This is a genomic window from Hungatella sp., from assembly GCF_046966825.1.
This window is the reverse complement of sequence record NZ_JBKVCZ010000154.1, coordinates 1-12,165: the sequence shown is the minus strand read 5'-3', so window position 1 is coordinate 12,165 and position 12,165 is coordinate 1. Positions and strand designations below refer to the sequence as shown.

9 protein-coding genes and 3 tRNA genes are annotated in these 12,165 nt (G+C 48.8%); 1 reads left to right on the top strand and 11 read right to left on the bottom strand.

The genetic code is table 11. The features are described 5' to 3' along the window. From ACLTD4_RS28990 to ACLTD4_RS28945, 10 genes are all read right to left on the bottom strand, one after another. The coding region (locus ACLTD4_RS28990) for a response regulator (protein WP_412331770.1) at positions 1 to 520 on the bottom strand (520 nt) is incomplete at its 3' end. A 138-nt stretch (positions 521 to 658) separates the two neighbouring features. After that, positions 659 to 2,152 carry a histidine kinase gene (locus ACLTD4_RS28985; protein ID WP_081034154.1) on the bottom strand — a complete coding sequence of 498 codons (1,494 nt, stop codon included), beginning with the start codon at positions 2,150 to 2,152 and terminating at the stop codon, positions 659 to 661. Between the two features lie 86 nt (positions 2,153 to 2,238). Then, positions 2,239 to 2,322, bottom strand: a tRNA-Leu gene (locus tag ACLTD4_RS28980). Between the two features lie 58 nt (positions 2,323 to 2,380). Beyond that, positions 2,381 to 3,883 (bottom strand): ABC transporter substrate-binding protein, encoded by a 1,503-nt coding sequence (locus tag ACLTD4_RS28975; protein WP_117620510.1) that lies wholly within the window; start codon positions 3,881 to 3,883, stop codon positions 2,381 to 2,383. Between the two features lie 31 nt (positions 3,884 to 3,914). Further along, positions 3,915 to 5,843 (bottom strand): sensor domain-containing diguanylate cyclase, encoded by a 1,929-nt coding sequence (locus ACLTD4_RS28970; RefSeq protein WP_117633833.1) that lies wholly within the window; start codon positions 5,841 to 5,843, stop codon positions 3,915 to 3,917. Between the two features lie 66 nt (positions 5,844 to 5,909). Then, entirely contained in the window at positions 5,910 to 6,287 is a 378-nt protein-coding gene (locus ACLTD4_RS28965; RefSeq protein WP_117620508.1) for a response regulator, read from the bottom strand. 14 nt (positions 6,288 to 6,301) lie between these two features. Further along, positions 6,302 to 7,975, bottom strand: coding sequence for a diguanylate cyclase (locus ACLTD4_RS28960; RefSeq protein WP_055653027.1), 1,674 nt, complete (start codon positions 7,973 to 7,975; stop codon positions 6,302 to 6,304). Positions 7,976 to 8,126: 151 nt separating this feature from the next. Then, positions 8,127 to 8,930 (bottom strand): response regulator, encoded by an 804-nt coding sequence (locus ACLTD4_RS28955; protein WP_055653028.1) that lies wholly within the window; start codon positions 8,928 to 8,930, stop codon positions 8,127 to 8,129. Then, entirely contained in the window at positions 8,905 to 10,209 is a 1,305-nt protein-coding gene (locus tag ACLTD4_RS28950) for a sensor histidine kinase (RefSeq protein ID WP_181988553.1), read from the bottom strand. The genes ACLTD4_RS28955 and ACLTD4_RS28950 overlap by 26 nt, the downstream gene beginning before the upstream one ends. 407 nt (positions 10,210 to 10,616) lie before the next feature. Beyond that, a tRNA-Leu gene (locus ACLTD4_RS28945) sits at positions 10,617 to 10,700 on the bottom strand. A gap of 158 nt (positions 10,701 to 10,858) precedes the next feature. On the opposite strand from ACLTD4_RS28945, the gene ACLTD4_RS28940 reads away from it, so the two are divergent. Further along, positions 10,859 to 10,942, top strand: a tRNA-Leu gene (locus ACLTD4_RS28940). Positions 10,943 to 10,995: 53 nt separating this feature from the next. Here ACLTD4_RS28940 and ACLTD4_RS28935 read toward each other — a convergent pair. Beyond that, positions 10,996 to 12,165 (bottom strand): sialate O-acetylesterase (locus tag ACLTD4_RS28935; RefSeq protein ID WP_412331769.1); only part of this gene is annotated, 1,170 nt, incomplete at its 5' end.

The following is a 12,165-nucleotide window of genomic DNA, read 5'->3' as shown; positions in this document are numbered from 1 at the left end:
CGTCCCGGCCGTTTCCGGCCTCGGTACTGCGGATGCCTTCCCCGTCTGTGCCGCCTTCCCTGCCTCTGCCGCCTCCCCCGTCAGCAGCAAAACTGCTTCCTGCAAAGCCCGTTCCACCCGCCGGGCTTTCTGCCTTTTTCCTGCATAGATCCACCTGGCGCATGGCCTCCTCCATCACCGGGATGAGCTCCTCGTCATCACACGGCTTTAAGAGATATTCCAGCGCATGGAGGGAAACCGCCCGCTTCGCATAGGAAAAATCGTCATACGCTGTTAAAAAGATAATAACGCAGTCCGGATGGCTCTTTCTGATCCACTCCGCCGCCTCCACGCCGTTCATCCCCGGCATTCCAATATCCATGATCACAATGGGTGTGTCGTTCTTATCCACCGCCAGGATCGCCTGCATGCCGTTTTCCGCATGAAAGACCTCACAGCTCTCTCCAAAATACTTTTTGAGTTTCCTGCTGAAGGACAGCCTTTCTATTTCTTCATCATCTGCTATCAAAACCCGGTACATGGCTCTTTCCCCGCTTTCCCATTTGTTTTCTGACCTCTATTTCGGTATCTCTGTACTCTGTTTCTCTGTATCTCTGTATCTCGGTATCTCTGCATCACTGTTTATCTGTTTATCTGTCCCCACGCATACCATAATTCCCTACATCTCAGCTACCGTAAACGCCATACGCACGACAGTTCCCCGCCCTTCTCTGCTGTCGATCAGCAGTTCTCCGTCGGGATACATGGTCTTAATCCGCCGGCTGATATTGCTGACTCCGATTCCCAGCTTCTGGCTCTCACCGTTCCTCAGCTCTTCCCGGATTTCTGCAAGCCGCTCCGGCGCAATCCCGGCTCCGGTGTCGGATACGGAAATAAAGATTCGTTTTCCCCTTATCCAGGACCGGATATGGAGCCGTCCGCCTTCCGGCTTTACCGCAAGGCCGTGGACAATGGCATTCTCAATCAGCGGCTGTAAGGCAAATACCGGAATCATGACCTCCATGGTATCCTGGCTGCAGTCTGAGGTATATCGGATCCTGCTGCCAAACCGCATCTTCTGAAGGTAAATGTAATCCTCCACCACCTTCTTTTCCCGCTCAAAGGGCATCACGGACGCCGTCGATTTTAAATTGTAGCGGAACAGCCTGCTCATGGCCTGTATCATCTTCTCTGTCGTCTCCGCCTCCTCCATCTCCGCAGCTCCGGCAATGGTGTTTAACGTATTGAACAGAAAATGGGGATTGATCTGGTTCTTTAGCATCTGAAGCCGGACCGCCTCCAGCTGCGTCTCGACCTCGTGCTTCTCTTTCAGCGTCTCAATATATCCCTGTGTGGAACATTTCATCCGGCAGAACGCCCGGACGAGATCCGCAATCTCATCTTCACATTCCGTTGAAACGGGAGGACCGCTGTAATCATTTTCCGCGATCCGCCTGGAATCCTCCGCCAGCGCCTGCACCGGCCTGACAATGTGTCTGCCAACCGACCGATTCAGCCATAGGACGGCGGCCAGCGCAAGCGATCCCCAGAGAATCGTCAGCGCCGGAATCAGGAGAAACAGCGGAATCTGCTTTTCATATCTCCGGATTCCCGCGGCCACATTCATCTCCTGAAGGCTTCCGGCGTAGCTCTTGATGTAGTTCTGTATCTGATAGATCTCATACAGCTTCTGAACGTACTCAGGGTCATCCTCAGACATCGAAAGCAGCTCGGCCTTCCTCTTTTCATACGTATCGTAGCTGTTCTTCACGGACCACGTCTTTGCGAAACGTTCCCGACCGATCTCGCCGTAATCGTATGGCAGAGCCTCCAGGGCCTTTCTTGCCGCACTGCACGCCTCGTCGTAAGCGGCTCTGTTATCCTCTGAACGGTCCCGGATCATGGTCTTAAACGTCCGGCTCTCCGTCTCCATCGCCGCCTGAAAGGAAGCGCTGCGGGAATTGTCCTCCAGGATCTTTCGAAACCCGTTCATACCGAAGCCTGCGGTCACAAGGTTCATCAGGATTGAGAATGACACCGCAAATGCGGCGAGCACCGTAATTGCGCCCACCTTTTTGCGCAGGGGAAGTGAGAGCCACATCCTGCGTATCTTATCACCAAATGATCCTTTTCCCTTTACCCTGTCCATCAAACTGTCCTTTCCCTGCTGCATACCGCTGTACCGGTAAATCGAAAAAAGGATTTCATAAAAGGCTTTCACCTTTCACAAAATCCTCACCTGAGCCTTCGCTCTTATCATGCGGGAGATGGGACTTGAACCCACACGAGCATTCACCCACAAGATCCTTAGTCTTGCCTGTCTGCCAATTCCAGCACTCCCGCACAGCTACATTATAATACCAATAAATGGACAAAATGTCAATATGTTTTGCAATTTTTATTATTGATTCTTCCGATAAAGGTTTTCATAGCCAAAAATACCCTGTGGATTTACACAGACGCCTGCAACGTCAGCGCGCGCCGCAACCAAAACTGCCGGCTGGTAAAGCGGGACTGCATAGTAGCTGCCTGCAATGATCTGATTTGCTTCCTGATAGATCGCCTCCCGTGCTTCTGTATTGGTCTCCATACGCCCCTGCTCCAGCAGCTCTTCCACTCTGGGATTGGTGAATCCGCTCTGGTTCACGGTAGGATGGCCTGCTTTGGAAAAAAGCTGTGTCAGCGTACTGTCCGGATCGGGGTTGCTCGTCCAACTCATGATACTGCCCATCTGAGTCCCCTTGCCCACAATATCAAGGTATTCCTGCAGCTCTAAAAATTCGTAATTCAAGTTGATGTTCACCTCGGCAAAGTCCATCTTCAGATACTCCATCAGCTTTTTTCTCTGAGAATCAAAGGTAAGTACGGTAAAATCAAATCCATCTGGATATCCCGCCTGTGCCAGCAATTCTCTGGCTTTTTCCGGGTTATAGGAGTATTCCTTGAAGTCAGCAAATCCCAGTATCGGTGCAGGAATGATACTGCTCTGCGCTTTGCCAAAGCCGGAAAGCACGTTATCGATAATACTCTGTTTGTCAATCGCACAGGCAATGGCCTGGCGGACACGGATATCGTTTATGGGCGCCACCCTGGGATTCAGAATCAGCAGTTCTGTCTTTGTAGAGTCTGTCTGATAAAGATTCACAGACTCATTTAAATCCAGATAATCGCCGTCATTGGCCGCTACCCTGTATAGGATATCCAGCTTTCCATTGAGAAGCATGGCCGTACTGTTTGGTTCGGATGGTTCCACCACAAAGCTTAAATATCTGCTTTTGGCTGCACCTCCAAAATAATCGTCAAACCGCTCCAGCCGGATCTCTTTCCTCTCTGTGCGCTCTATCACCTTGAAAGGTCCGGAGCCTACAGGCTTATTCACGTCGTAGTCAGGATTTGACATGGCTTTTTCAGACATAACGGAGGTACTGGTACGCACAAAAAGTGTCGGCAGGTTGTTCATCTGGTCTGTAGTGGTTACTTTTACTGTCTTATCATTAAGCGCCTCGATATCTGCAATAACCAGCAGAGACTGCTCCGCTTTCTCGATGTTCATGGCGCGGTGTATGCTGAATACTACGTCTGAGGCAGCAAGCGGCGTTCCATCATGAAATTTCACATCGTCTCGAAGCTTAAAGATCCACTCCAGTTCTGAGACCTGTTCCGCATTTTCAGCCAGACAGGGGGACAGGTTGAGCTTTTCATCAAAGGTATATAGGGTGGAGAATACGCAGCGCCCTACAGTCTCGGATAAAATATCTTTGGTACCGGCCACATCTAAAGATACAATGTCATCGGTAATTCCCACCTTGATGGGAACCATATCCTCTTTTTGTGTGCCGCATCCTCCCAACAGGAAAACCACCGGCATCAAAAAATACAGTAATCTGCTGATTCGTTTTTTCATAGACTTCTTATCCTCTCACTTTTCTATTATATTACATGATGCAGTACTGGGAGCGGCCCTTTTCTTTCGCACGGTACATGGCTTCATCAGCGCGCCTCACGGCATCATCCAGTGTTTCGGGCGGCGTTACCATATAAACTCCGACACTGGCTGTCAGATGGATCTGACCGTCGGGCGGCGCATCCAGCAGAAAAGAGACCGCCTGCACCAACCGCTCCGCCTTTTGCTCTGCCATCTCTCTTCCGATGCACGGTGCAAATACGACGAATTCATCCCCTCCGAAACGGCCAACCACATCGCACTCACGGAACTGCGCGCGAATGGCTTGTGCCGTAGATATTAAGGCCTCATCGCCTGCCGCATGTCCCAGAGTATCATTAACCTGCTTAAATTTGTCAAGATCGATAAAAAACACAGCATCCTGCCGTCCCTCTCTTGACAGCTTGCAGTGCAGCGGAAATGCCGTCTTATTGTAAAGCCCGCAGAGCGGGTCTGTCTGCGAGGATTGAATCAGCCGTAATTCCTCCAGCTTCTTATCCGTAATATCCTCAAAGTGAAGCGCTGCCCTCCAGACGGCACTTCCCTGAATGACAGGAACCGCTACTACCCGGTACCATTTTCTTATTTCATTTTCTTTTATGCTGAAGCAGGTTTCCGTCTCCATTGGTTCCGTCAGCTTTCCGCATACAATACGATACAGGACAGTATCCGGCGATATATCCTGCCCTTCTTCCGAAAACAGTGCCAGCACCCGTTCTGACGCCGTCCGGCCCTGCATATCATCAATCCGTGCCGACAGTCTCCCGGAAGAGCATTCTACAGTGTCCGCCTGAAAATCAATAACAATGCGAAATTCATAGGTTGCCATGAGCAGCGCAGCATAAAGGTAGTTGCTCTCCCTGATTTTATCCTGAACCAGTGTCATCTCATCTGACAGATTAGAGAATTTTTCGGCCAGGTACCCAATTTCAGTTTTAGGGTCTATATCTGCTTCGGGGAATTTTGTCGCTCCATTCAGAAAAAATTCTTCTACAGCCCCGAGCAGTTGATCCAACGGATACAGCATCTTTCTGCTCTGATTTCTGGACAGGATGATAATTATGAAGAATACCGTCAGCAGCGCTGCTATGTTAATCAGTCCATAGTTCTTTACCTTGGAGAAAATCTGCGCTGTATCTACAGTACTTACCAGGACCCAGGGTGTCTTTGAAAGACTCTGGTAATAGGCCAGATTGTACTGGTCATTCATTTTGCAAAGCAGGCCCCCCCGACTTTCCTCTCCCACTTTCAGATCCAATTCCGACAGAGAGCCAGACACGTCCTGTTTTGAGGTAATGATCTGATGATGTTCTCTGCAGTAAATCAGGGCGTTGGAGGATTCCAACTGGCGGTGGCTGCTGATGAGTTTTAAAAAATAATCCGTCCGGCACACGATGACTAATGTTCCCACGGCAGTTTTGTTTTCCTGCACCGGCGTATAAATCACAAGGCTGTTGCCTGGGTCTGTAAACGGGATTTCGCTTACAAGCTGCTGCTCCAACTGTGACAGCGTTGGCAGATTGGCCTTTAGCACGCGGCTGTCGCTGACAGAACCGGAAGAGTAGATAATCTCTCCCTCCAGGTCTAAAAGGGCAAAAATAGCCACATTGTCCAGCGTTTCATCCGTAAAGTTCAGAATATCATCTGATAATTCACTGATAGTGCCTTCCCCCCGGTGCGAGTTATCCCCGCAGACGCGTTTTACCTCCTGGGATGACACAAACTTTCTGGCTCGCACCATAAGCCGGTTGATATTTTCTTCCACCAGCTCTGCCTGAATCTGTGTGGAATCGCGCAGATTTTGTTCATGCAGATCAAAGGCCAGTATGAGATTTGTGGCAAATATATATATGCCCACCGCGGCCAGTGGCAGCATTGCCAGCATGAGAAACGATGTAAATAATTGTTTTCTTAAATTCATAGCACAGCCTCGGTATTCCGTATTCTATTTGATCATACAGTCACAATCACAATCACACCTCTTTTATTAAATGCCTCCCTGCTGCCTGGAACTGTATTTCGTATCATTCAATGACTCCCGGATCGCTTCTCTTGTCACTGGCTTTATAATATATCCATGTGCACGGGACTTAAGCGCCTCGCCAACATAGGTGTCTGTTGCGGTGGTAAACACGGTCAGCACGCCAGGCTGAACGGCTTCACATTTTACCTGCAGTCTTAGTCCCGTCAGCCCAAGCATGGGAATCTCCGTGAAAAGCACATCAATGGGATTATCTTTTATGTATTGTTCAGCAAATGCTGGGTCAGAGAACATTACGACCTCGCATCCGTGAAAAACCATTCTTAAATATCTCACCAGTTTTGCTAAATCCTTTTTATTGGGATCAACTGCTGCAATGACCATGACGCGTTTGCCTCCTATACTCTATCTGTCACTTTTACTTTTGCGTTCTGTCGTTTCATAATCGCTTTATTCTGATACATGGATTCGTCCGCCCGCTTGAAAACATCGCCAAAGGTCAAATCGGTTTCTTCCTCATAAAGAGCAATTCCTCTGGCAATAGAAATCTGTCCGTCAGACCGCGCGTACTGGTTAAACTCATCCAGCGCCCCCTGAAACCGTACCAGCAGCTCATTATAGTGCTGGTAATCTGCATCTTCTAAAATCACTACAAATTCGTCGCCTCCAATGCGGTAGACCGGACTGTGTTTAAATACCTTGCAGATAATCTTGCAGGCGTCAATAATCAGCATATCGCCAAAATCATGGCCGTTTGTGTCATTGATTTCCTTCAAGCCATTGATATCAAATACTACAACGGCAAACTGCGGTCTGCCAATCCGGGTCTGCTCCTCCAGCCTGATGACGGTTTCCTGATAAGCAGTCTTGTTTTTTACTCCGGTCAGTCCATCCCGGTAAGCAAGACCGTTAATGTAGTTAATGTACTTCTGCAAATGATTGACGGTCTGTTGGAAACTGTCTGCGAGCATTCCAACTTCATCCTTGGTCTGATGGGTCAGAGCAATCGAAAGATCTCCCTCGGCAATTTTTTTGGCTGCCTCGTTAAGCTCCTTTAAGGGACGGATTATCCGGCGCGTCATTAGCACCGTCAGCAGTACCGACAACGCAAGAAAAACTGTCAACACGATTACACATTGCAGAATCATCCTGTTTTTTGCCGCATCAATTTCTGCTGTGGGCGCCGTTATTCCCAGTCTCATTCCGTTTTGCAGACTGCAAAATGCCAGTTTTCTGGCTTCATCCCGCATGGTGTAAGAAAAGAGGTAAGTGCCTCCGCCCATATTCTGAAGTTCATCCGCCACAGAGCGTAGACTGCCTCCCATGCCCGAGATGGAGGTGCCTATGGGAAATTCCGGATGGTACATAATATTTGCCTGTTTATCCGTTAAAAAAGCGTAACCGCTGGAATAGACCCGGATACTTCCTACGATTTCCCGTATAACGTCATAGTTAATGTCCATCCCAACTACGCCTACCGTTACATTGTCCACATACAGCGGTACCACATAGGAAATCATCTCCACATTGATATTCTGGTTTTGATAAGGCTCCATCCAAATGGCTTTCCCGTTTTTTACCGGCAGATAGTACCAGCCTACATGCTCCACGTCCTCCGGGCTGTAGCGGGAAAAATCCGTTGGCACAAACTCCTGAAAGTTACCGTTCTGGGCTGTCTTACTCCAGAAAAGCCCGGAAGTCGGTTTCCCAAAATCCGGATTAAAGCGCAGGTAAACCGCCAGCGCGCCCTCCGTGTTGTTAGCTGCATTGATCGCGACAGACTGGATTTTCTGTGTATAAGCGTCAATATATGCATCATCCGTACGAAGCCCCTCCACACTGTCCAGTTCCCCTACCGCATATACGGCCAGCGTATTCACAGATTGTTCAATACGAGATAAGAGAGCATTAATCTCCTGCGCTTTTTCTGAGCATAGAAGATTCATAATCCGTGCCGAATCTTCGTCCACAACGGTTTTAGCAGTAAAAATCCCCACACCGCCGATGACCGTGGAAGAAAGAAGTACACACCCTAAAATCAAAAAAATGAACTTTGTTTGAATTGATTTCATATGGATTCTCCTTACTCTGCAGATTAAACTTACCTGTTCAATATAGCTCTATTATAAGGCTCCTTCCTTACACAGTTCTTACAAATCCGATTCTGGTACAAAAAAAAATCCGGTAAGACAGCCACCGCTGCTTACCGGATTTTTAATATTCTTATTTCTCATAATTCTTTTTGCTGATAAGTTCCCCGAGCGTAAATTCTGCCCAGCTGTAATTAGTCATGTATTCTCCTGAAAAAGCATTCATCTGCGTCATATCCCCGCTGATCGCCGCATAATAATCGCAGTCCACCTTCGAAACATCAATGGCGATTTCCCTTCGGCTCTTAATAACAATATCTTCTATCCCTGCATCCTTAAGTGCTTTCATCAACGTAAAAATGACTTGATGCGCATTATTCTGCGTATTGATGTCATTTTCTTTATCTTCCCATAAGACGGAAGCAATCTCTGCCACTGTAAGGCGCGCACCCTTGCGGTCAATCAGATAGGCAAGGCATTCCTTGCTTTTGGCACGGGGAAGGTTAAGGGGTCTGCCGTCAACAAACACTTCAAAATGCCCAAAGGTCTGCACACGAACACGCTTCGTCGGTACATGGGATACGGGAAACCGAAGGTTGTCGATTTCCGCGCGCAGATCCCTTTCTCGCACAGGCTTCAACAGGTATCCGCTGACATGAAGCCGAAAGGCCTCCGACATATACCGGGAATATCCTGTCACAAAGATTATGTTGACCATGGGACAGAGGTCCTTACATTTTTTCGCCAAAGCGATTCCGTTCAGTTCTCCCATTTCAATATCCAGAAATGCAATATCCACCCGGTTCTGCGACAGGTATTCCATCGCATCGGCGGGCTTTATAAAGCTGATAATCTCAGCCTCTGACTCAACCTTTTTTAACAGCTTTACGAAGTTATCAAGAGCCAGACGCTCATCGTCCACCGCTATAATTTTCAACCGGATCCACCCTCCTTTGCGGCAGGATTATCGTTACCTCTGTGCCAACTTCTTTTTCGCTTTTGACGATCAGAGCACCACCGCACATCATCTCCAGCCGTTTCCTGACATTTTCAATACCAATGTGCGTCTTGCCGTCATTTTTTGGCTCATTGATATCAAACCCTGCTCCGTCATCACGTACAGTGATAAGGATGCTGTCCTCATTCTGTTCCGTACGGATCGTCAGCTTACCGCCCTCGTTCTTTTTGGTGATGCCGTGGCGCACTGCATTCTCTATAATCGGCTGCAGCGTCAGCGGAGGCAGCATAAAGTTTTTATATTCGATTTGCCACTCAATCTCAATACGTTCCTCATAGCGCATTTTTTCCAGATACAGATAATCCTCTATGTGCTCCAGCTCCTTGGTAAATGGAATCAGCCTCGTAATGGTCAGCGAATCCAGATTGCCTCTTAAAAAATATGAAAAGTGCTCTAATGCATCAGAAGCCTTCTCTGGTTCCGTATCACACAGCTCCTTGATTCCTAAAAGTGCATTGTACAAAAAATGCGGTTGTATTTGAGAGAGCATCACGGATATGCGGCTTTGTTCCAGCTCCTTTTCCGCCTTTGCTGCATGACGGGACTGTACATTAAGATAAAGAATAAGCACGCTCAATGCGCCAAAGCTCCAAATAGCAGTCACACCGTACCAGAGCATCTGAAGAACTGCACCTAACACCGGCAATGCAGAGCCGACCAACAGGTTCCAGCCATCCTTCCGTTTCTCATCGGATAGATGGCTAAGCCGGAAGACAGCTAAAAGCATCGCCTCAATCAGGTAAAAAAATGCACAGACCGCATAGATACTTCCCAAAATTCCCCATCCTCTGGAATAAACATTATCCGCACTAATCACAAATACGCTCTGTGTCATCGGATTGGCACACAGTGTGGCAAGTCCAGTCACAAGAGGGAGCCGGTGTAACCAGCGGCCCTGCGGAGTCAGTTCGAGGCGGGTCAGCCGATGGCTGTACATCCCCCATAGGTAGCCCAGTATGCTCTGTTCTGCATAATAAGCATAGTTAACGATAAGATTGAGTATACGCGCTCCTGGAAATTGCTGGAGGTTCACCGACCACATGGCTGAATCCAGCGCCAGCAAAATCAACAGATGTATCAGCAGCAGCCGAAAGGATCGATTTTCCGGAGGGCAGACGGGACTGTTCCGGTTATTTGCCAGGATCAGCAGTATCACTACGGCAGCCAGCGCATTGATTTGGAGATTCGTAATCATCATAGGTATATTCAAACGAAAAAGCGTTTGCATTTCCTCTCTTACCGTAACGCTCCACATCGTGAGCTGTCACGGAACTATTTATTTGTTTTCAGGATACTGTACCAAAGTGCTGACACACCAGCCGGCCAAGGTGCGCTTCTCCTTTACTTTTTCAACAAAACTGCCATACTTATAGTACCATGGATTTTCAAACTCAACAACTCCGATTTTCTGTGACTGCAGGTGCAGGATAAATAAACTGGGTAACCGTAAATTTCCAGGAGTTCTTTGACACTTACACTATACAGCCCGAAGACGCCATGTATGCAGCGCACAAAGACAGAATCAAGAAGAGCTGCTGCTCTCGCCTGTGACAAAAGAATACAGAAAAGGCGAAGAGATGTCTCTCTTCGCCTTGCTAACTGTAATGCAGAAGAAGGGACTTGAACCCTCACGGTATTGCTACCACACGGACCTGAACCGTGCGCGTCTGCCAATTCCGCCACTTCTGCATGTCTCTGCAATCTCTCGCAGCAACAGTAGTTATTATATTATAAAAGGGGCTTCCTGTCAATCATATTTTTACATATTTTAGAAAATATTTTTTTGTGTATATTTTTCAAAAAATGTTGACAATTCTTCTTAAAAATGGTATCATAGTCTTCGTTGCGCGGGAGTGCTGGAATTGGCAGACAGGCAAGACTAAGGATCTTGTGGGTGAATTCTCGTGTGGGTTCAAGTCCCATCTCCCGCACGAAAAGATGAATCGATTTTTAACCGGTTCATCTTTTTTTGTGCTTCTATGGGCTAATTGCGCCTCTCTGTTTCTATTTTGCAAAGAAAAGGGGAGGCCGGCAGCTTTACTGCATTGCACAGATTGGCTCCTGACGGGTTGTTGGACCAGGAATATACGAGCGCATCCGGACGCCTGTCCCGCTTCGGCCACGGAACCACTACCGTGTTTCCTTCGACTCGTGCCTCTGCCGGAATTATTCTTACCTTCCTGCCATCTTCTTTCCCATGTTCTCCATAGAAACAGTACTCAAATCCGCCAGGCGCAGTTCCGTCAAGCGTCTCCAGACCGCCTTCCGAGTGATTGAAATGCAGAATCATTCCCTCCGTTGTCCTTTCACCGTAAGAAAACAACGGGCTCAGCCATACTCCGTCTTCTCCATATGCCATTTGAAACGCCGCCATGGCCAGGCGCTCTCCCACGGGTTTCTTGCTCACCGGATGCAGGTCATTTTCCTCTCCACAGTCCATTGATACCACCATGGCCGAACCGGGAACCGAAGTCAGCTTCCGCTGCATTTCCCGGAACTGCACCCAGTTTTTCCCATCCTCCAGATCGTAACAGGGAAGCTGCACGAAGAGTACCGGTAAACCGGCTCTGTTCCATTTCCGCCTCCAGTCCTCGATAAGCCTTTTAAAATAACCGGGATAGCGTTCATACTCATCCGCGTTCATCTCTCCCTGATACCAGCAGATTCCCTTCACCGGGACACGGTGCAGGGGGGCAATCATCCCCTGGTACATCCCCGCCGGCTTCCGTTCAAAAAATGTCTGTTCTCTCAACGGCTCCATCACCGCTCCCCGCCGGTATTCCCAGCCATCGGTGATGTCCCGCTCTTCTCCGTTCTCCCAGATCAGCCGATGGCTCTTGCCGCGCGTAAAGCCCCCCTGTCCATGGACAGCCGCGACGCGCAGCACAAGCCGGTTGCACCCCGGCCTAAGAGCCGTCGTCTCATACTCTCTCGGCGGATATCGGTAGGAGGTGCTTCCTGTCTTTTCCCCATTTACAAAGAGGCAATCCGCATCGGTGATTGTTCCCAGCGATATTCGGACCGGCCGACCCGCTAAACCGGGAGGAATCTCCACACAGTTCCGAAGCCAGACGGTCCCGGCGCCTTTTAAGTCCTCCCGGTCATCCCAGCGGTCCGCAAGGCTGATTTTCTTCCAGAAGCGCCTGCCTACTCC

What these genes read in the sequence shown, in the direction of transcription:
- ACLTD4_RS28950 (WP_181988553.1), bottom strand. Translation starts at nt 10,209, where the DNA reads ATGATGATTACGAATCTCCAAATCAATGCGCTGGCTGCCGTAGTGATA.
- ACLTD4_RS28970 (WP_117633833.1), bottom strand. Translation starts at nt 5,843, where the DNA reads ATGAATTTAAGAAAACAATTATTTACATCGTTTCTCATGCTGGCAATG.
- ACLTD4_RS28965 (WP_117620508.1), bottom strand. Translation starts at nt 6,287, where the DNA reads ATGGTCATTGCAGCAGTTGATCCCAATAAAAAGGATTTAGCAAAACTG.
- ACLTD4_RS28975 (WP_117620510.1), bottom strand. Translation starts at nt 3,883, where the DNA reads ATGAAAAAACGAATCAGCAGATTACTGTATTTTTTGATGCCGGTGGTT.
- ACLTD4_RS28985 (WP_081034154.1), bottom strand. Translation starts at nt 2,152, where the DNA reads ATGCAGCAGGGAAAGGACAGTTTGATGGACAGGGTAAAGGGAAAAGGA.
- ACLTD4_RS28960 (WP_055653027.1), bottom strand. Translation starts at nt 7,975, where the DNA reads ATGAAATCAATTCAAACAAAGTTCATTTTTTTGATTTTAGGGTGTGTA.